Below are 18,408 nucleotides of genomic sequence, written 5' to 3'. Positions count from 1 at the left end.
CCATCCGAGACCGCCAGGACATGCGCACCCATATCGTCCCGTCCCGCGCCGCCACGGCCCGCCAGCGCGGCGCGGGCATGGCGGGATTCCTGCTCACCGCCCTGCCTGTCCTGCTGCTGGGCGCGGGCGGGATCGAAACCGCCCATTGGCTGTTTCTCAGGCAGTCCCTCGGCTTCGCGCTGGTCGAGGCGGGCCGCGCGGCCATCACGCGTCAGGCCGAGCCCGCCGCGCTGGCGCAGGCCTTCGAACGGGCGCTGCGCATTCTCCACCCACAGCCTCCACAGTTGGAGGCCGCCCTGGCATGGCGGCGCCACGCACTGGATGGGCTGCCCTGGAGAATCCGCATCGTCCGGCCGGCGCGGGCCGCCTTCCTGGATCACGCGGACGCAGACCTGGGCGCGCGCGGCGCGCCGGCGAGGCTGGCCACCATCCGCAACGACCGCCAGGACGAGCAATACCGGCGCGATCGCGCAAAAGGCTGGCCCGAAGGCCGTGGGCCCACGTCGGGGGACACGATCTTCGAGGCCAACACGCTCGCGCTCGAGCTGACCTGGCCTCACCGCCCGCTGCTGCCGGGCGTTGCCGCCGTGCTGCGACTGATGGCGCGGCCGTCCGCGCCATCGGACTACCGCCAGCGGGTGCTGGCGCAAGGCCTGCTGCCGATCATGCGCAGCACGATGCTGGCCATGCACTCGCACCCCGCGCGCTGGCCGGATCTCGCCGACGGCCGCGTCGTGCATGAGGGGTCGGCGCCGACTGGGGCCGCGCACGCCTCCGGCTGCCGGGCCGGGGCGCCGGCCTGTCTTCCCATCCACAACGAAGCCGGGCCGGTGCCCGGTGTGCCAGGGCCCGGCCTCGCGCCGGCGACCGGCGCGGATAGCCTCGATAGCGGCACGCCGGCGGACAAAAAAGCCGGTGCCGGCGATCAGCCGCCGTCCGCGGCCAAAGACGCGGACGGAGCGCCACCCGGCGAGGGCCTCACCTGCGATCCGCCCTCAACCTAAGGGGGATCGAGGGTTCTCAGGGTTTCGGTCCGGCCGGCAGGATCTGGACAAAGTATTCGCCTTCGCGAATCATGCCCAACTCGCCGCGCGCGCGCTCTTCGATGGCCGAGGTGCCGGATTTCAGATCCTGGACCTCGGCCTGCAGGGCATTGTTCCGGGCGGCGAGCGCCTGCGTGTTTTCCTGCTGGGCCGCGACCTGCTTTTGCAGCTCGTGGACCCGCATCCAGCCGCCCTTGCCCCACCACAGCGGATACTGGGCAGCCACCGTGAGGGCGGCCAGGACGAGGACCAGCAAGCGCATGCCCGGATCCTCGCGGGATCAGCGCAGGTTATAGAAAGCGTCGCGCCCGGGATAAGCGGCCACCTCGGCCAGCTCTTCCTCGATGCGCAACAACTGGTTGTACTTTGCCATGCGGTCCGAGCGCGACAGCGAACCGGTCTTGATCTGCATGGCGTTGGTCGCCACCGCGATATCGGCGATGGTGGAATCCTCGGTCTCGCCCGAACGGTGCGAAATGACCGCCGTGTAGCCGGCGCGCTTGGCCATCTCGATCGCCGCAAAGGTCTCGGTCAGGGTCCCGATCTGATTGATTTTGATGAGGATGGAATTGGCGATCCCCCGGTCGATGCCTTCCTTGAGGATCCGGGTATTGGTGACGAACAGGTCATCGCCCACGAGCTGTACCTTGCGTCCGAGCTGCTCGGTCAGGATGCGCCAGCCGTCCCAGTCGTCCTCGGCCATGCCGTCCTCGATCGAGATGATCGGGTACTTGTCGCACCAGGAGGCGAGCAGGTTGGCAAAGTCCTGGGAGCCGAGCGCGATGCCGCCCTCGCCCGCCAGATGGTACTTGCCGTCGCGATAGAATTCGGAGCTGGCGCAATCCAGGCCCAGCACGATCTGCGAGCCAGCCTCGTAGCCGGCCGCGTCGATGGCCTTCAGGATGAGCTCGATGGCCGCCTCGTGATTGGCCACATTGGGCGCGAAGCCGCCCTCATCGCCCACGGCGGTCGACATGCCCTGCTGGCCGATGATTTTCTTGAGCGCGTGGAAGACCTCGGCACCCATGCGCAGCGCCTCGCGAAAACTCGCGGCACCCACCGGCAGGATCATGAACTCTTGCATGTCGAGGGTATTGTTGGCGTGCGCCCCCCCGTTGATGACGTTCATCATCGGCACGGGCATCTGCATCGGGCCGCTGCCGCCAAAATAGCGATACAGCGACAGCCCCGCGTCGTCAGCCGCCGCGCGCGCCACGGCCATGCTCGCCGCCAGGATCGCATTGGCGCCCAGGCGGCTTTTCGAGTCGGTGCCGTCCAGGTCGATCAAGGTACGGTCGATGAAGGTCTGCTCCTGGGCGTCCAGGCCCATGAGCGCGTCGGAAATCTCGGTGTTGACGTGCTCGACCGCCCGCAGGACGCCTTTGCCCAGGTAGCGGGCCGCATCGCCGTCGCGCAGTTCGATTGCCTCGCGCGACCCGGTGGAGGCGCCCGAGGGAACGGCCGCCCGGCCCATCGCACCGGACTCGAGCAGCACGTCGCACTCTACAGTGGGGTTGCCGCGTGAATCCAGGATTTCGCGTCCGATGATATCTACGATTGCACTCATAATCTGACTATCCTGCCTGTGTTGAGGGGTTGCGTGAAAAAACGCAAAGCCCGGGTATTTTACCCGGGTGTCCGGGGGGCCAGTCTACCCCGGAGGCGGGCTGTTCTCATCATAGCCCAGCAAGCCGCGCGACATCGCGGCATCGTTGCGCGCCGGACGTCTGGCCCGGGCCCACCGGACCGGTTCACCTCTTGCCGTTCAGCTCATTCATGATAAGATAGTAATCAATTACTCACTTATGGGAAATCAGGCAATGAGCGGACGTTCGAAACACCTGCCCGCCGAGGAACGACGCGCAGCCACCGTCGAGGCCGTGGTCGAACTGGCCGCCGAGCAGAACCCCGGCGACATCACGACCGCAGCCATCGCGCAACGCATGGGACTGACCCAGGGGGCGCTCTTCCGGCACTTCCCCACCAAGGACGCCATTCTGGAAGCCGCGATGGCCTGGGTGGCGGAACGCCTGCTCGCCCGGATCGACAAGGCCGCGCAAGGTGCCGCCTCCCCGGCCGTCGCGCTCGAGGCCGTCTTCATGGCGCACATCGACTTTGTCACCCAGCACCCCGGCGTGCCGAGGATGCTCTTTGGCGAATTGCAGCGGCCGGGGGAAACCCTGCTCAAACAGACGGTGCGGACCTTGATCCAACACTATGGCGAGCGACTGCGGCGCCTGTTCGAGGCCGGCAAGGCACAGGGCGAACTGGACGCGGCCCTGGACACGGACGCCGCCGCTGTTCTGTTCATCGGCACCATCCAGGGGTTGGTCATGCAGTCCATGCTGGTGGGCGACGTGAACCGCATCCGCCGCGACGCCCCGGGTGCCTTCGCCATCTACCGCCGCGGCATCGGAGGCAGCGCATGAGACTTCCCCGCCCCCAGCGCCGCACGCTCGCCCTGATCGCCGTCGTCGCGCCGCTCCTGGCACTGTTCGCCTATGTCGCCCTGCGCTCGGGGCCGCTGGCACCGAGCGCGGTGACCGTGACGACGGCCGAACAGCGATCCATCGCACCGGCCCTGTTCGGCATCGGCACCGTGAGCGCCCGCTATCGGTACAAAATCGGACCCACCCACGCTGGACGCATCCAGCATCTGGACGCGCACGTCGGCGATGCGGTCGAGGCGGGCCAGGTATTGGGCGCGATGGACCCGGTGGACCTGGATGACCGCATCAGGGCGCAACAGGCGGCGATCAAGGGTGCCGAGGCCATCTTGCTGCAAGCGCAGGCCGGGCAGGCTTTTGCGCGGACACAGATGAATCGCTACGAACGGCTCGCCGCCGCGCGCGGCACCAGCGCCGAGAGCGCCGCCATCAAGCGACAGGAGTTGGCGGCGGCCGATGCGGCCCTGACCGCGGCCCGCGAGGACGTCGCCCGCTTGCATGCCGAACAGCAAGCCCTGCGCGCCCAGCGCGACGACCTCATACTGGTGGCACCCGTCGCCGGCCTCGTCATCGCACGCCACGCCGACCCCGGCACCACCATGGTGGCCGGCCAGGCAGTGATCGAAATCATCGATCCCGCCAGCCTGTGGGTCGATGCGCGCTTCGACCAGATCAGCGCCGATGGGCTGGCCGCCGGCCTGCCCACCCGGATCACGCTGCGCTCGCGCCAGGGCCGGCCTCTGACGGGCCGCGTGCTGCGAATCGAGCCGCAGGCCGACGTCGTGACCGAGGAAACCCTCGCCAAGATCGTCTTCGACGGGCCGCTCTCGCCGCTGCCGCCGGTGGGCGAGTTGGCCGAGGTCACCGTGCAGTTGCCCGGGCTGCCCGCGGCACCCACGATCCCCAATGCGGCCATCCGCACGGTCGATGGCCAGCGCGGCGTATGGAAACTCACCGATGGCGGCCTCGCGTTCGCACCAATCGTGCTCGGGCGCTCGGATCTCGATGGCCGCCTGCAAGTGGAAAACGGCCTCGCCGCGGGCGACCGGCTCGTGGTGCATAGCGAAAAGACGCTCACCGCACGCAGCCGCATCCACCTGGTCGACCGCCTGCCGGGGGTGGCGCCATGATCAGCCTGGCCGGGCGCGACATCCTGCACACCTGGGGAAAATTCATCTTCACCGGCATCGGGCTGGGGCTGCTGATCGGCGTGACGCTGACCATGGCCGGGGTATACCGCGGCATGGTGGACGACGCCAAGGCCCTGCTGGACAACAGCGGCGCCGTACTCTGGGTCGTGCAGAAAGACACCCTGGGCCCCTACGCCGAATCCTCCAGCATTCCCGACGACCTATGGCGCGGCATCCGCGCCATGCCGGGCGTGGCGGAGGCGGCCAATATCACCTACCTGACCATGCAAGTCGGCAAGGGCGACCAGGACGCCAGGGCGATGGTGGTAGGCATCACCATGGGCGGGCCCGGCATCCCGGGCTGGCCGCCACATCTCGTCGCCGGGCGCCAGATCACCCGCGGGCACTATGAGGCGGTCGCGGACCTCGCCGCCGGCTTCCAGCTCGGGGACGTGCTCACCATCCGCCGCAACCGCTATACCGTGGTTGGCCTGACGCGCCGCATGGTCTCGTCCAACGGCGATCCGATGGTGTTCATCCCGCTCAAGGACGCCCAGGAGGCTCAATTCCTCAAGGACAACGACGCGATCCTGATGCAGCGCCGTCGCACCACCGCCGACCCGGCCTTCAACCGCCCCGGCGCGCCCGAGCTGCTGGACGCGGTGCTCGCCTCGCAGACCGGCAACGGCTATGTCAACGCTGTTCTTGTCCGCATCCGCCCGGGGTTCACCGCGGCGGAGGTGGCCGAGCCGATCCGGCGCTGGAAACGACTCACGGTATACGACCGCGCGCAAATGGAAGGCATCCTGGTCGGCAAGCTGATCGCCGCCTCGGCCCGGCAGATCGGAATGTTCCTGGTGATCCTGGCGCTCGTCAGCGCGGCCATCGTGGCGTTCATCATCTACACACTGACCATGGACAAGATCCGCGAAATCGCCGTACTCAAGCTCATCGGCACGCGCAACCGGACCATCGCGGGGATGATTCTGCAGCAGTCCCTGGTGCTCGGCGTGATCGGCTTCGTCGTGGGCAAGATCACGGCGACCTTCGCCGCGCCCCTGTTTCCAAAGTACGTGCTGCTGGTGCCGATCGATTCGATCCTGGGCTTTCTCGCGATGCTGGCCATCTGTGTGCTGGCCAGCATCATCGCCATCCGCATGGCACTCAAGGTCGATCCCGCAGCGGCGATCGGGTGATGACCATGGGTGAAAAAGGCATCCGCATCGAGCACCTGAGCAAGCGTTTCGGCGAAGGCGACACCGCTGTCCTCGCCCTGAAGGACGTGAACATGCGCGTGCTGCCCGGCGAGGTGGTGGGCCTGGTCGGGCCATCCGGCTCGGGCAAAAGCACGCTATTAAAATGCCTGGGCGCGGTGATCGACCCGACCTCGGGCCGCATGGCCCTGGACGGCGAGACGATCTACGACAATGGCTGGAAGGTGCGCGACCTGCGGGCCCTGCGCCGCGACAAGATCGGCTTCGTGTTCCAGGCGCCCTATCTGATTCCGTTCCTGGATGCGACCGACAATGTGGCGCTGCCCCCCATGCTGGCCGGCGTGCCCACCGGTGAGGCGCGCCGGCGCGCACTTGAACTGCTGACCGCGCTCGATGTGCAGCACCGCGCGCGGGCCATGCCCGCGCAACTGTCAGGCGGCGAACAGCAGCGCATCGCCATCGCCCGGGGCCTGGTCAACCGGCCCCCGGTGATCCTGGCCGACGAGCCGACCGCACCGCTGGACTCCCAGCGCGCCATGGCGGTGATCCGGATTCTGAACGACATGGCCAAGCGCTTCGAAACCGCGATCATCGTCGTCACCCACGACGAGAAGATCATCCCGACATTCCGGCGCATCTATCACATCCGCGACGGCGCGACCCACGAGGAAGCCGGCGAGGGTCGGGGTTTCGACTAAAAGCCGATACAAACGGCGGCTCAGACGCCCTGGACGATGTACATGGTCACGCGCGCCGCGTCGGCGCGAGCCTTGCGACCTTGACGGTACTCGGGGGAATCGTAGAACCTCCGCGCGGCCTCGACATCGTCGAATTCCATCACGACCGTGCGTCCCGGGAGGGCGCCCTCCAGGGACGTGACCTCGCCGCCGCGCACCAGCACCCGGGCGCCGTACTTGCTCATCGCCTCCGAAGAGAATTTTTGATACTGCTTGTATTGCTCGGGATCGGTGACTTCGACATTGACAATGATGTAGGCACTCATCGGACTTCCTTTACAAGATTCAAAGCGAATTCAGCAGCGCGCCGCCTTCCTTGACGCAGCGATCGATGCCCTGCAGGCTGGCGAGCAGGTCGCGCATGCGGTCCAGCGGCACCGCGTTGGGGCCGTCCGACAGCGCGCGGTCGGGGTCGGGATGGGTTTCCATGAACACCCCCGCCACCCCCGCGGCCACCGCCGCGCGGGCCAGGACCGGCACGAACTCGCGCTGGCCGCCCGAACTGGTGCCCTGCCCGCCCGGCAACTGCACCGAGTGTGTCGCATCGAACACCACGGGGCATCCGGTCTCGCGCATGATCGCCAGCGAGCGCATGTCGGACACCAGGTTGTTGTAGCCGAACGAGGCGCCGCGCTCGCACACCATGATGGTATCGCCGTCGCCGCCGGCCTCCTGCGCCGCGGCGCGCGCCTTGGCGACGACCTGGCGCATGTCCTGCGGCGCGAGGAACTGCCCTTTCTTGATGTTGACCGGCTTGAGTGTGGCCGCGCACGCATGGATGAAATCGGTCTGGCGGCACAGAAACGCCGGCGTCTGCAGTACATCGACCACCTGCGCCGCCTCGCGCGCCTGATCCGCGTCGTGCACATCGGTCAGCACGGGCACGCCGAGCTGCGCCCGCACGTCGGCGAGGATCGCCAGGCCCTGCTCGATGCCCGGCCCGCGGAAAGAGCGATCCGAACTGCGGTTGGCCTTGTCGAATGAACTCTTGTAGATGAAGGGGACACCCAGCGAACGGGCGATTTCCTGGAGGCGGCCGGCCGTCTCGAAGGCGAGCTCGCGCGACTCGATCACGCAGGGGCCGGCGATCAGGAACAGCGGTTGGTCCAGGCCGACCTGGAAATCGCACAGTTTCATGGATCCCCCTCAGGCCTCGGCCAACTCGCGCTTTTGGTGATGCGCAAGTGCGGCCTGAATATAGCTGGTGAACAGCGGATGCCCATCGCGCGGGGTCGAGGTGAATTCCGGATGGAACTGGACGCCCATGAACCACGGATGGTTCGGGATCTCCATGATTTCGGGCAGATTCTCCGTGGGCGTGCGCGCGCTGATCACCAGTCCCGCCTCCTCGAGGCGGTTGACATAGACGTTGTTCACCTCAAAGCGATGGCGATGGCGCTCGTTGACCTCGGGACCGTAGATCTCGAAGGCGCGCGTGCCCGGCTTGACCGGGCAGCGCTGCGCGCCCTTGCGCATGGTGCCGCCCAGGTCGGAGGCCTGGTCGCGGCGCTCGATCTTGCCCTCGCGGTCCTGCCACTCGGTGATCAAGGCGATCACGGGATGCGCCGCCGAGGGGTCGAACTCGGTGCTGTTGGCGCCGCCGAGGCCGGCGACGTGACGCGCGTACTCGACCACCGCAAGCTGCATGCCCAGGCAGATCCCCAGATAAGGAATGCCGTGCTCGCGGGCATACTGGATGGCCTTGATCTTGCCCTCGGTGCCGCGCTTGCCGAATCCGCCGGGCACCAGGATCGCATCCAGGGGCTCGAGCACCGAGGTGCCCCGCGTTTCAATTTCCTCGGAGTCGATGTACTCGATCTGTACCTTGGAGTGCGTGTGGATGCCGGCGTGCACCAACGCCTCGCTGAGGGACTTGTAGGATTCGGTCAGATCGACGTACTTGCCCACCATGCCCACAGTGATGGTCGCACGCGGATGCTCGATGGCGTCGATCAGGCGGTCCCACAGCGTCAGGTCCGCGGGCGGCGGGGTCAGGGCCAGGGCATCGCACACCAGGCTGTCGAGCCCCTGCTGATGCAGCATGGCCGGAATCTTGTAGATCGAATCGGCGTCCCAGACCGAGATCACCGCATCCAGCGGCACATTCGAGAACAGCGAGATCTTGGCGCGTTCGTCGTCGGGCACCGGACGGTCGGCCCGGCACAGCAGCGCGTTGGGGTAGATGCCGATCTCGCGCAATTTCTGCACCGAGTGCTGCGTGGGCTTGGTCTTGAGCTCGCCGGCCGAAGCAATGAAGGGCACCAGCGTCAGGTGCACGAACGCACACTGATTGCGTCCCAGCCGCAGGCTCATCTGGCGCACGGCCTCGAGAAAAGGCAGCGATTCGATGTCCCCGACCGTACCGCCGATCTCGACGATCGCGACATCGGCCGCGCCGTTCCAGGCCGCCTCGGCGCCGCGCACGATGAAATCCTGGATCTCGTTGGTGATGTGCGGAATCACCTGGACCGTCTTTCCCAGATAGTCGCCGCGGCGCTCTTTGCGCAGCACGGACTCGTAGATCTGGCCCGTCGTGAAGTTGTTGACCTTGCGCATCCGCGTCGAGACAAAACGCTCGTAGTGGCCCAGGTCAAGGTCGGTCTCGGCGCCATCCTCGGTGACGAAAACCTCGCCATGCTGGAAGGGGCTCATCGTCCCCGGATCGACGTTGATGTAGGGATCCAGCTTGAGCATGGTGACGCGCAGCCCGCGCGACTCCAGGATGGCGGCGAGCGACGCCGCCGCAATGCCCTTGCCCAGGGAGGACACGACGCCTCCCGTGACGAATACGTATTTGGTCATCTTGACATGCCCGGGATTGGCGGGCCGGAGCGGGAAATTTGGATTATAGCCTTTCGGTGCGCGCCAGCAGCCAGTCGCGCGCCGGGCCCTCGACCCACGGCAGCAGGCGCGCACGCACCAGGGCGTGATAGTCGTTGAGCCAGCCGAGCTCCTCGGCCGACAACGCGCCGGGCAGCACGCAGCGCGTATCGATCGGGCACAGCGTGAGCGTCTCGAAGCACAGAAAATGGCCGAATGCGGTGCGCTCGCCCTCGACGGCAAGCACTAGGTTCTCGATCCGGATGCCCCACTGCCCCTCGCGATAGAGCCCCGGCTCGTTGGAAGTCACCATGCCCACGCGCATGGCCTGCTCGGGGCGGGGACGGGCGCGCACGGCGATCGATTGCGGCCCCTCGTGGACGTTCAGAAAATAGCCCACGCCGTGGCCGGTGCCATGCCCGTAATCCAGCCCCTCGCGCCATAGCGGCATGCGCGCCACCGTATCGAGCGCGGGCGACGGCGTCCCGTCGGGAAAACGGGCCAGGGCCAATGCGATATGCGCGCGCAAGACGGCGGTGAAATCCGCAAGCTGCGCGCGGCTGGGCCGCCCCACCGGCACAACGCGCGTGATGTCGGTGGTGCCACCCAGGTACTGGCCGCCGGAGTCGATCAGCAGCAGGCCATCGCCCTCGAGCGCGGCATGCGACTGCGGCGTCGCCTGATAATGGGGCATGGCCCCGTTGGCATTGAAGCCGGCGATCGTCGCAAAGCTGGGCGAGACGAAATCCCGGCGGCGCGCCCGCGCGGCCGTGATGCGTTCATCCACGTCGAGCTCAGTGATGCGCTTGCCCGCCGCCAAGGCGGCTTCGAAACCGGCAAAGAATTCGCACAGCGCCGCGCCGTCCTGCTCCATCGCCCGGCGGATGTTCGCCGCCTCGGCGCTGGTCTTGAGGGCCTTGAGCATCTGGGACGGGTTGGCCGCCTCGATCAGCCGCGCCCGCGGCGCGTGGGCCAGCGTCCCGGCGGTCACCCGGGCGGGATCGACCATCAGCGGCGCGCCCTCTGGCAAGGCCGCGAGATCGCAGGCGATCTCGTCATAGCCGCGCAAGGCCACGCCATCGCCGTGCAGGACATGCGCCAGGCCCTCGCCGATCTTGCCTGTAGCGACATACAGCCGCGCCTCATCCAGGCCCACCAGAACGTGGGCCAGGAACACCGGGTTGTAGGGCACATCGGCGCCGCGCAGGTTGAGCAGCCAGGCGATGTCGTCCAGAGTGGACAACAGCAGCCACTGCGCCGCATGGTCGCGCATCCCCGCGCGGACCGCCGCCAGATTGTCCGCGCGGCTGCGGCAGGCGTGCGGCGGCAGATGTTCATACACGGGCGCGGCCGGCAGCGCCGGCCGATCGGTCCAGACGGCGCCGACCGGATCGCGCGCGAGCTCGAGCTCGAGGCCTGCCGCCTCGAGGCCCGTGCGCCAGCGCCGGGCCGTGCCGAGGTCGAGAACGCGGCCATCGGCGGCCACGCGCGCGCCGCGCGGCAGGTGCGCCAGGGCCCAGTCCAGCGGCTCGGGCACCTCGGCCTGCCCCGCGCGCATCAACGCGATGCCCGACCCCCGGAGCTGGGCCTCGGCCTGTGTCCAGTACCGGCTGTCGGTCCACAAGCCGGCAAACTCATCGGTCACCAGCAGGCTGCCGGCCGAGCCGGTGAAGCCGCTTGCCCAGACGCGCGCCTGCCAGTGCTCGGGCAGGTACTCCGACAGATGCGGGTCCGCCGACGGGATCAGGCAGGCCTGCAGGCCCTCGGCACGCAATTGCGCGCGCAAGGCCCGCACGCGGTCCGCCGCAGGCATTCCGGATGGCGACGAGGTCACGGGCTCAGGCGACGGCCGACACGTCCAGACGGGCGGAGGTCTTGGAGCGGACCTCGTCGACGGTGACGCCGGGCGCGAGCTCGATGAGCTTGAGCCCATCGTCGCCGACCTCCATCACCCCCAGATCGGTGATGATCAAGTCGACGACGCCCACCCCGGTCAGCGGCAAGGTGCACTCGGGCAGCAGCTTGAGGCTTTCCGTGCCGTCCTTGGCACGGGCGACGTGCTCCATCAGCACGACGACCTTGCCGACGCCGGCCACCAAGTCCATCGCGCCGCCCATGCCCTTGATCATCTTGCCGGGAATCATCCAGTTGGCCAGGTCGCCCTTTTCGGACACCTGCATGGCCCCCAGGATGGCCAGATTGATCTTGCCGCCACGAATCATGCCGAATGAATCGGCCGAGGCAAAAATCGAGGAGCCGGGCAACGTGGTGATGGTCTGCTTGCCGGCGTTGATGCAGTCAGCGTCGATCTCATCCTCGGTCGGGAAGGGGCCGATGCCCAGCAAGCCGTTCTCGGATTGCAGCCAGACCTCGACACCCTCGGGCACGTGGTTGGCCACGAGCGTGGGCAGTCCGATCCCCAGGTTGACGTAGAAACCGTCACGTAGCTCGCGCGCCGCGCGCGCTGCCATTTGTTCGCGATCCCAAGCCATTTTCTATCCCTCCTCAAGCCTTGCGCGTGGTGCGTTGTTCGATGCGTTTCTCTGGATTCGCGTTGAGCACGATCCGATGGACGAAGATTCCGGGCAGGTGGATGTCGTCGGGATCGAAGGCGCCCGTGGGCAGGATCTCCTCGACCTCGACGATGGTGACCTTGCCGGCCATGGCCACGTTGGGATTGAAGTTGCGCGCGGTGCGCCGGAACCGCAGGTTGCCGCTGCGATCGGCCTTCCAGGCCTTGACCAGCGAGACGTCGGGCACCAGCGAACGCTCCATGACATAGGTGCGACCGTCGAACTCGCGGGTTTCCTTGCCCTCGGCGACGACCGTGCCCACGCCCGTAGCCGTGAAGAAAGCCGGAATCCCGGCGCCGCCGGCGCGCAGCTTCTCGGCCAGCGTGCCCTGCGGCGTGAATTCGAGCTCGAGTTCCTTGGCGAGGAATTGGCGCTCGAATTCCTTGTTCTCGCCAACGTACGAGGCGATCATCTTGGAGATCTGGCGGGTGCTCAGCAACTGGCCCAGGCCGAAGCCATCGACCCCGGCGTTATTGCTGATGCAGGTCAGGTTGCGCACGCCGGAATCGCGTAGCGCGGCGATCAGCGCCTCGGGAATGCCGCACAGCCCGAAGCCGCCCACGGCAATCAACTGGCCATCGGCGACCACGCCCTGCAGTGCCTCCGCGGCGCTTCCATAGACTTTTTCCATGCTCTAGTCCTCGTGAAGGATGGATACAACGGTTCAAACAGAAAAACAGCGTGCCAAGGCCCGGCGATCGGCTTCGGTCCAAGGCGTCGGGCGCCCGGTCGCGCCATCGGCGCATACCAGGACGTTGCGCCCGCGCGCGTATGCTTCCCCCGGCTCGTCGGCCCGCTCGATTCGGGTGTCCAACTCGAGACTGCTGCGTCCCAGCCGCAAGAGCTTCAGGCCCACGACGATACGCGCAGGATACAACAGCGGCCTCAGAAAATCACACGAGGCATGGGCGAGCAGGCCCACGCGCCCCGAGGCGAAATCCATGTCGATCGCGGCGTACAGGTGAACGCGGGCTTCCTCGAAATAGCGGAAGTAGATGGCGTTGTTGACGTGGTTCAGGGCATCCAAATCACCCCAACGGACGTCGATCAGGGTATCGAACGTCCCGGAGGGAGGGGGCGTGGCGGAGGGATCCAAAGACATGGGATCATGGTACCACCCCGCGCCGCCGGTCATAATACAATGATGGTCCGGCTGCCGCGGGGCGCCGCAGCCGGATCAAAACCTCGACAACCGGAGTCACACCACCCATGACCGAACGCGAATCAATGGAATACGACGTCGTGATCGTCGGCGCGGGGCCCGCCGGCCTGTCCGCCGCGATCCGGCTCAAGCAAATGGCCGCCGAGGATGGCCGCGAGATCGGCGTCTGCGTCCTCGAAAAGGCCGCCGAAATCGGTGCCCACATCCTGTCGGGCGCCGTGATGGATCCGCAGGCGCTCACCGAGCTGATTCCCGACTGGAAGGAAAAAGGCGCGCCGCTGGACACAGCGGTGACAGAGGATAAATTCCTGTTCCTGACGACGAAAGGCGCGCGCGCCACGCCCGGCTGGCTGCTGCCGGACTGTTTCAAGAACCACGGCAACTACATCGTCCGCCTGGGTCATGTCACGCGCTGGCTGGGCGAGCAGGCCGAAGCCCTGGGCGTGGACGTGTTCCCGGGTTTCGCCGCCGCCGAAATCCTGTACGACGAGGCCGGCGCCGTGCGCGGCGTGATCACGGGCGACATGGGGGTGGCGCGCGACGGCAGCCCTACCGACCACTATCAGCCGGGGATGGAACTGCTGGCCCGCTACACGATTTTTGCCGAGGGGTCGCGCGGCCACCTGGGCCGCCAGCTGATCGAGAAATTCCGCCTCGACGCGGGCCGCGATCCCCAGAGCTACGCCATCGGCATCAAAGAGCTCTGGGAGGTCGACCCGGCCCAATCGCACCCGGGGCGCGTGGTGCACACCGCGGGCTGGCCCCTGGATGCGGACACCTATGGCGGCTCCTTCCTGTACCACCTGGACGAGGGGCTCGTGGCCGTGGGCCTGGTGGTGGGCCTGGACTACGCCAATCCCTGGCTGTCGCCCTTCGAGGAATTCCAGCGCTACAAGACCCATCCGGCGATCCGCACGACCTTTGAGGGCGGCAAGCGCATCGCCTATGGCGCCCGCTCGCTGACGGCGGGCGGCCTGCTGTCGCTGCCCAAGCTCTGCTTCCCCGGGGGCGTGCTGGTCGGCTGCGAGGCCGGCGTGCTGAACGCCTCGCGCATCAAGGGCAGCCATTCGGCGATCAAGACCGGCGCCCTCGCGGCGGAGGCGATTTTCGAGGCCCTGGCGGCCGGTCGCGCCCACGACGAGCTGACCGCCTACCCGGCGGCCTTCGAGCGCTCCTGGCTGCACGCCGAGCTGAACAAGTCCCGCAACTTCAAGCAATGGTTCAAAAAGGGCCGCACCGTCGGCACGCTCATGACAGGCATCGAGCAGTGGCTGCTCAGGGGCAACATCCCCTGGACGATCCACCGCAAGAAACCCGACCACGCCTGTCTGCAGCCGGCGGCCGAGTGCGCGCGCATCGACTATCCAAAGCCTGACGGCACACTGACCTTCGATCGCCTGAGCTCGGTGTTCATCTCGAACACCAACCACGATGAAAACGAGCCCGTGCACCTGACGCTCAAGGACGACACGGTCCCGGTAACGGTCAACCTCGCGAAATTCGGCGGCCCCGAGGCGCGCTTCTGCCCGGCCGGCGTCTACGAGTTCGTCAAGACCGAGACCGGCGAGGACCGCCTGCAGATCAACGCCCAAAACTGCGTGCACTGCAAGACCTGTGACATCAAGGACCCGACCCAGAACATCGTCTGGGTGACGCCGCAAGGCGGCGAAGGGCCGGTATACAACGGGATGTAGAGCTTCTTGCCGTCCCTCGCCTCGAGCCGAGGCCCCTGGAGCGGGCGGCAGCCTGCTCCAGGGGCATATAAGAAAGAGGCGGGGGATTCCCCCGCCTCTTGGGTGGCGTCCGATGCCCTGGATCACAAGGCACCGTCCAGCACTCGTTACCGGACCTGGGCCAACTGGTCCAGAATCCCCGGATTTTCCAGCGTCGACACATCCTGCGTGATCGCCTCGCCCTTGGCGACCACCCGCAACAGGCGGCGCATGATCTTGCCCGAGCGGGTCTTGGGCAGGTTTTCGCCGAAACGAATTTCGCGCGGCTTGGCGATGGGGCCGATTTCCTTGGCCACCCAATCGCGCAACTGCTTGGCCATGGCGTCGGCCGCCGCACCCTGGGGCAGCGGGCCGTTCAGCACCACGAAGGCCACGACGGCCTCGCCCGTGGTGTCGTCCGGGCGGCCCACCACGGCGGCCTCGGCCACCAAGTCATGCGCCACCAAGGCCGATTCGACCTCCATCGTGCCCAGCCGGTGGCCCGAGACGTTGAGCACGTCGTCGATGCGGCCCATGATCCAGAAATAATCGTCCTTGTCGCGCTGCGCCCCGTCCCCCGCCAGGTAGTAGCCCTTGAGCTCGGGTGGGAAATAGGTTTTCTTGAAGCGTTCCGCGTCGCCCCAGATCGTGCGGATCATCGAGGGCCAGGGACGGCGTATCACCAGGAAGCCCCCCTTGCCGCGCCCGACCTCCTCGCCGGTCTCGTCCACGACCGCCGCATCGATGCCGGGCAGCGGCAAGGTGCAGGATCCGGGCTTGAGCGGCGTGACGCCCGGCAGCGGGGTGATCATGTGGGCGCCGGTCTCGGTCTGCCACCAGGTGTCGATCACCGGGCAGTGCTCGCGGCCGACGTTCTTGTAGTACCAGACCCAGGCCTCGGGATTGATGGGCTCGCCCACCGAGCCGATGATGCGCAGCGAACTCAGGTCGAACTCGCGCGGATGCACCTTGGAATCCGTCTCGGCGAGCTTGGTGAGCGAGCGGATCGCCGTGGGCGCGGTGTAGAACACCGTGACCTTGTGCTGCTCGATCATGCGCCAGAAACGGGCCGCGTCCGGGTAGGTCGGCACCCCCTCGAACACCACTTGCGTGACGCCGGCGGCCAGCGGGCCGTACGTCACGTACGAGTGCCCCGTGACCCAGCCCACGTCGGCGGTGCACCAGAAGACATCGTCGGGCTTGGAGTCGAAGGTCCATTTCATGGTCATCAGCGACCACAGCAGAAAGCCGGCCGACGCATGCTGCACGCCCTTGGGCTTGCCGGTGGACCCTGAGGTGTACAGGATGAAGAGCGGATGGTCCGCATCCACCGGCACAGCCGGGCAATCGTCCGGCTGGCCGGCGATCACGTCATGCCACCACAGGTCGCGCCCATCCCGCCATTGCACCGGGCTGCCGGCGCGCTTGTAGGTGATGACGTGGCGCACCCCCTCGCAGCCGCCCATGTCCAGGGCCTCGTCCACGGCATTTTTCAGGGCGATGGTCTTGCCACCCCGGATCTGGGCATCGGCAGTGATGATCAGCGTCGCCCCCACATCGACCGTGCGCTCGTGGATGCTCTTGGATGAAAAGCCGCCGAACACGACCGAATGGATGATCCCCAGCCGCGCGCAGGCCTGCATGGCGACGACCGCCTCGATCGACATCGGCATGTAGATGATGGCCCTCTCGCCGGTCTTGCAACCCAGGGACTTGAGCGCATTGGCGAATTGGCCGACGCGCGCCAGCAATTCCTTGTAGGTGACCTTGGTAACCTTGCCGTCGTCCGCCTCGAAGATCAGCGCCACGCGATTTTCCGCGGGCGTGCCCATGTGTTTGTCCAGGCAATTGGCTGAAACGTTCATCTGGCCGTCGGGGTACCACTTGTAGAACGGAGCGTTGGACTCGTCGAGCACCTGTGTAAAAGGACGGCTCCAGACGATGTTTTCCCGCCCCAGACGCGCCCAGAACGCGTTCGGGTCGCGCCGAGCCTCATCGCACAGGGCCCGGTACCCGGCCATGCCCGAGACATTGGCCTGCCTGACCAGGTCTTCAGGGGGCTGGAACACCCGATTCTCGATCAGTATGGATTCAATCTCCGTTGTCGTCATGATTGGCTCGCTCCTAAGGTTTGACTGTATTTGAATGCGTACTGTTCTTGTATATCCACTATATTGTGTCCACTATGTGCAACCCTACTGCACGATGCTTACTCGTCGCTGACAAATGCAACCGGATCGCGATGGGCGCCCGCATCGCGGGTGCCACTCACCGGATCACGGCGACCCGGCGGCCTCGCGGCTGCGCAGCCCGCGCTGGAAATCCAGGCCCGCCAGCACCACCAGCCCCGCCACAAAGAACACGCCCGTGACCAGCAGCCCCAGGCGATGATTGCCGCCCGTGACCCAGACCACCAGGCCGTAGCACAGGGGCCCCACCACCGCCGCGAGTTGCACCGCGAAGGACCATAGCGCATAAAACTCGGCCGGCCGCCGGGTCGGCGCGAGCACCCCCACCATCGCCCGGCCCGCGCTTTGGCTGGTGCCCATGCACAGGCCGGCCAAGGCCGCGGCGGCCCAGAAGGTGCGCACGTCCTCGGCCGCGACCGCAAGGGCCACCATCAGCAGCCAGCCGACCAGGGTGACGGCCAATGCGCGCTTGTGCCCGACCCGGTCCTGCGCATAGCCAAAGGCGAAGGCGCCCAGGGCGGCGGCGATGTTGACCAGGAACACCAGCAGCATGGTCTGCTGCATCTGGAAACCCATGACCTCGGTGGCATACACGGCCGCCAGCGTGATCACCACCGTGATCCCCGCCTGGTAGCAGGCGATGCACAGCAGCAGACGGCGGAAATCCGGAAAATCGAGGCGCGTCTCGCGCCAGGCGCGCCGCAGGTCGGCGAACAGGGCGCTCGAAGCCCGGCCATCGCCCGGCGCCGCACGCTCGCGCAACCACAGCATCGAGGGGATGGCGGCAAGGGCGAACAACGTCGCGGTGGACAGCATGACCCAGGGCACGTAATCCTCGGCGGCGGCCCCCCGGGCCTCGCCGCTGGTGGCGATCCACAGGGCCAGACCCAGGGCCAGCATCCCGCCGCAATACCCGAAGCTCCACCCCCACCCCGACACCCTGCCCAGGGATTCCGTGCGGGCCAGCCCCGGCAGAAAAGAGGCGACCGCCGATTCGCCGACGCAATAACAATAGTTCGACAGCGCCAGGCACAGCAGCCCCCAGACCACGTCGCCCGGGCCGACGGTGGCCAGCAGCACGGTGCCGGCGATGCAGCCCGCCGTGCTGGTGAACAACAGCCGGCGCTTGGCCGCGCGGGCGTCCGCGTGCGCACCGAGGCCCGGCATGCTCAGCATCACCGCCAGGTAGGACAGGGACAGCGCCAGGGTCAGCGCCAGCGTGCCCCAATGGCGCCCGGCGGCGACGACGCCGACGAAATAGGCGTTGAAGACCGTGGTCAGGACGACCGTGGTGTAGCCCGAGTTGGCGAAATCGTACATCGCCCAGGACCAGACCTCGCGGCCGCCGACCCCGGGTTGCAGCGTCTCGCCGCGCGCCATC

General features: G+C 67.1%; 17 protein-coding genes. 6 read left to right on the top strand and 11 right to left on the bottom strand.

What is annotated here, in order from left to right; genetic code table 11:
• The first annotated feature begins 20 nt into the window (after positions 1 to 20).
• Positions 21 to 1,004: a hypothetical protein gene (locus ABS761_RS01490; RefSeq protein ID WP_350406184.1), complete on the top strand. Its 984-nt coding sequence runs from the start codon at positions 21 to 23 to the stop codon at positions 1,002 to 1,004.
• Between the two features lie 16 nt (positions 1,005 to 1,020).
• On the opposite strand, the gene ftsB is transcribed toward ABS761_RS01490, so the two are convergent.
• Both ftsB and eno read right to left on the bottom strand, forming a co-directional pair.
• On the bottom strand, positions 1,021 to 1,305 hold the full coding sequence (gene ftsB, locus ABS761_RS01485; RefSeq protein ID WP_350406183.1) for a cell division protein FtsB: 285 nt from the start codon (positions 1,303 to 1,305) through the stop codon (positions 1,021 to 1,023).
• 18 nt (positions 1,306 to 1,323) lie between these two features.
• Positions 1,324 to 2,610 (bottom strand): phosphopyruvate hydratase, encoded by a 1,287-nt coding sequence (gene eno / locus ABS761_RS01480; protein WP_350406182.1) that lies wholly within the window; start codon positions 2,608 to 2,610, stop codon positions 1,324 to 1,326.
• 253 nt (positions 2,611 to 2,863) lie between these two features.
• On the opposite strand from eno, the gene ABS761_RS01475 reads away from it, so the two are divergent.
• Genes ABS761_RS01475 through ABS761_RS01460 form a run of 4 tightly spaced genes read left to right on the top strand, consistent with a single transcriptional unit; the run spans position 2,864 to position 6,532 of the window.
• Positions 2,864 to 3,472: a TetR/AcrR family transcriptional regulator gene (locus ABS761_RS01475; protein WP_350406180.1), complete on the top strand. Its 609-nt coding sequence runs from the start codon at positions 2,864 to 2,866 to the stop codon at positions 3,470 to 3,472.
• On the top strand, positions 3,469 to 4,620 hold the full coding sequence (locus ABS761_RS01470; protein WP_350406179.1) for an efflux RND transporter periplasmic adaptor subunit: 1,152 nt from the start codon (positions 3,469 to 3,471) through the stop codon (positions 4,618 to 4,620). Before ABS761_RS01475 ends, ABS761_RS01470 begins: the two co-directional genes overlap by 4 nt.
• Positions 4,617 to 5,816, top strand: a complete 1,200-nt coding sequence (locus ABS761_RS01465; protein ID WP_350406178.1) for an ABC transporter permease — start codon at positions 4,617 to 4,619, stop codon at positions 5,814 to 5,816. The genes ABS761_RS01470 and ABS761_RS01465 overlap by 4 nt, the downstream gene beginning before the upstream one ends.
• Positions 5,817 to 5,821: 5 nt before the next feature.
• A complete protein-coding gene (locus ABS761_RS01460) occupies positions 5,822 to 6,532 on the top strand; it encodes an ABC transporter ATP-binding protein (RefSeq protein ID WP_350406177.1) in 711 nt (236 codons plus the stop codon).
• Between the two features lie 20 nt (positions 6,533 to 6,552).
• Here the strand turns inward: ABS761_RS01460 and ABS761_RS01455 are convergent, their stop codons facing one another.
• From ABS761_RS01455 to ABS761_RS01425, 7 genes are read right to left on the bottom strand one after another with little or no spacing between them, the layout of a single operon-like run.
• On the bottom strand, positions 6,553 to 6,837 hold the full coding sequence (locus tag ABS761_RS01455) for a DUF1330 domain-containing protein (protein WP_350406175.1): 285 nt from the start codon (positions 6,835 to 6,837) through the stop codon (positions 6,553 to 6,555).
• 19 nt (positions 6,838 to 6,856) lie between these two features.
• A complete protein-coding gene (gene kdsA / locus ABS761_RS01450; protein WP_350406174.1) occupies positions 6,857 to 7,708 on the bottom strand; it encodes a 3-deoxy-8-phosphooctulonate synthase in 852 nt (283 codons plus the stop codon).
• 9 nt (positions 7,709 to 7,717) lie between these two features.
• Positions 7,718 to 9,373, bottom strand: a complete 1,656-nt coding sequence (pyrG, locus tag ABS761_RS01445; protein ID WP_350406172.1) for a CTP synthase — start codon at positions 9,371 to 9,373, stop codon at positions 7,718 to 7,720.
• Between the two features lie 43 nt (positions 9,374 to 9,416).
• Complete coding sequence (locus ABS761_RS01440; RefSeq protein WP_350406171.1) at positions 9,417 to 11,204, bottom strand: aminopeptidase P family protein; 1,788 nt, start codon at positions 11,202 to 11,204, stop codon at positions 9,417 to 9,419.
• Positions 11,205 to 11,229: 25 nt separating this feature from the next.
• Positions 11,230 to 11,883 carry a CoA transferase subunit B gene (locus ABS761_RS01435; RefSeq protein ID WP_350406169.1) on the bottom strand — a complete coding sequence of 218 codons (654 nt, stop codon included), beginning with the start codon at positions 11,881 to 11,883 and terminating at the stop codon, positions 11,230 to 11,232.
• 13 nt (positions 11,884 to 11,896) lie between these two features.
• A complete protein-coding gene (locus ABS761_RS01430; RefSeq protein ID WP_350406167.1) occupies positions 11,897 to 12,595 on the bottom strand; it encodes a CoA transferase subunit A in 699 nt (232 codons plus the stop codon).
• A 33-nt stretch (positions 12,596 to 12,628) separates the two neighbouring features.
• Positions 12,629 to 13,066 (bottom strand): acyl-CoA thioesterase, encoded by a 438-nt coding sequence (locus tag ABS761_RS01425; RefSeq protein WP_350406166.1) that lies wholly within the window; start codon positions 13,064 to 13,066, stop codon positions 12,629 to 12,631.
• A 107-nt stretch (positions 13,067 to 13,173) separates the two neighbouring features.
• Between ABS761_RS01425 and ABS761_RS01420 the strand changes: the two genes are divergently transcribed.
• The gene (locus tag ABS761_RS01420; RefSeq protein WP_350406165.1) at positions 13,174 to 14,820 is read left to right on the top strand and encodes an electron transfer flavoprotein-ubiquinone oxidoreductase; all 1,647 of its coding nucleotides are present in this window, start codon (positions 13,174 to 13,176) and stop codon (positions 14,818 to 14,820) included.
• A gap of 146 nt (positions 14,821 to 14,966) precedes the next feature.
• Here the strand turns inward: ABS761_RS01420 and acs are convergent, their stop codons facing one another.
• A complete protein-coding gene (gene acs / locus ABS761_RS01415; RefSeq protein ID WP_350406163.1) occupies positions 14,967 to 16,949 on the bottom strand; it encodes an acetate--CoA ligase in 1,983 nt (660 codons plus the stop codon).
• Between the two features lie 165 nt (positions 16,950 to 17,114).
• Positions 17,115 to 18,407 carry an MFS transporter gene (locus tag ABS761_RS01410; RefSeq protein WP_350406607.1) on the bottom strand — a complete coding sequence of 431 codons (1,293 nt, stop codon included), beginning with the start codon at positions 18,405 to 18,407 and terminating at the stop codon, positions 17,115 to 17,117.
• Position 18,408 lies beyond the last annotated feature (1 nt).

This window comes from Castellaniella sp. GW247-6E4, assembly GCF_040276065.1.
GTDB lineage: Bacteria > Pseudomonadota > Gammaproteobacteria > Burkholderiales > Burkholderiaceae_B > Castellaniella.
Note: the sequence above shows the minus strand (reverse complement) of the source record. Positions and strands in the feature narration are given on the sequence as shown.

Bases quoted from the DNA above. Each gene is read 5' to 3' on its own strand.
- acs (WP_350406163.1), bottom strand. From the start codon at position 16,949: ATGACGACAACGGAGATTGAATCCATACTGATCGAGAATCGGGTGTTC.
- ABS761_RS01455 (WP_350406175.1), bottom strand. From the start codon at position 6,837: ATGAGTGCCTACATCATTGTCAATGTCGAAGTCACCGATCCCGAGCAA.
- kdsA (WP_350406174.1), bottom strand. From the start codon at position 7,708: ATGAAACTGTGCGATTTCCAGGTCGGCCTGGACCAACCGCTGTTCCTG.
- ABS761_RS01435 (WP_350406169.1), bottom strand. From the start codon at position 11,883: ATGGCTTGGGATCGCGAACAAATGGCAGCGCGCGCGGCGCGCGAGCTA.
- eno (WP_350406182.1), bottom strand. From the start codon at position 2,610: ATGAGTGCAATCGTAGATATCATCGGACGCGAAATCCTGGATTCACGC.
- ABS761_RS01425 (WP_350406166.1), bottom strand. From the start codon at position 13,066: ATGTCTTTGGATCCCTCCGCCACGCCCCCTCCCTCCGGGACGTTCGAT.
- ABS761_RS01410 (WP_350406607.1), bottom strand. From the start codon at position 18,407: ATGGCGCGCGGCGAGACGCTGCAACCCGGGGTCGGCGGCCGCGAGGTC.
- ABS761_RS01440 (WP_350406171.1), bottom strand. From the start codon at position 11,204: ATGCCTGCGGCGGACCGCGTGCGGGCCTTGCGCGCGCAATTGCGTGCC.
- ABS761_RS01475 (WP_350406180.1), top strand. From the start codon at position 2,864: ATGAGCGGACGTTCGAAACACCTGCCCGCCGAGGAACGACGCGCAGCC.
- ABS761_RS01490 (WP_350406184.1), top strand. From the start codon at position 21: ATGCGCACCCATATCGTCCCGTCCCGCGCCGCCACGGCCCGCCAGCGC.
- ftsB (WP_350406183.1), bottom strand. From the start codon at position 1,305: ATGCGCTTGCTGGTCCTCGTCCTGGCCGCCCTCACGGTGGCTGCCCAG.
- ABS761_RS01430 (WP_350406167.1), bottom strand. From the start codon at position 12,595: ATGGAAAAAGTCTATGGAAGCGCCGCGGAGGCACTGCAGGGCGTGGTC.
- ABS761_RS01460 (WP_350406177.1), top strand. From the start codon at position 5,822: ATGGGTGAAAAAGGCATCCGCATCGAGCACCTGAGCAAGCGTTTCGGC.
- ABS761_RS01470 (WP_350406179.1), top strand. From the start codon at position 3,469: ATGAGACTTCCCCGCCCCCAGCGCCGCACGCTCGCCCTGATCGCCGTC.
- pyrG (WP_350406172.1), bottom strand. From the start codon at position 9,373: ATGACCAAATACGTATTCGTCACGGGAGGCGTCGTGTCCTCCCTGGGC.
- ABS761_RS01420 (WP_350406165.1), top strand. From the start codon at position 13,174: ATGACCGAACGCGAATCAATGGAATACGACGTCGTGATCGTCGGCGCG.
- ABS761_RS01465 (WP_350406178.1), top strand. From the start codon at position 4,617: ATGATCAGCCTGGCCGGGCGCGACATCCTGCACACCTGGGGAAAATTC.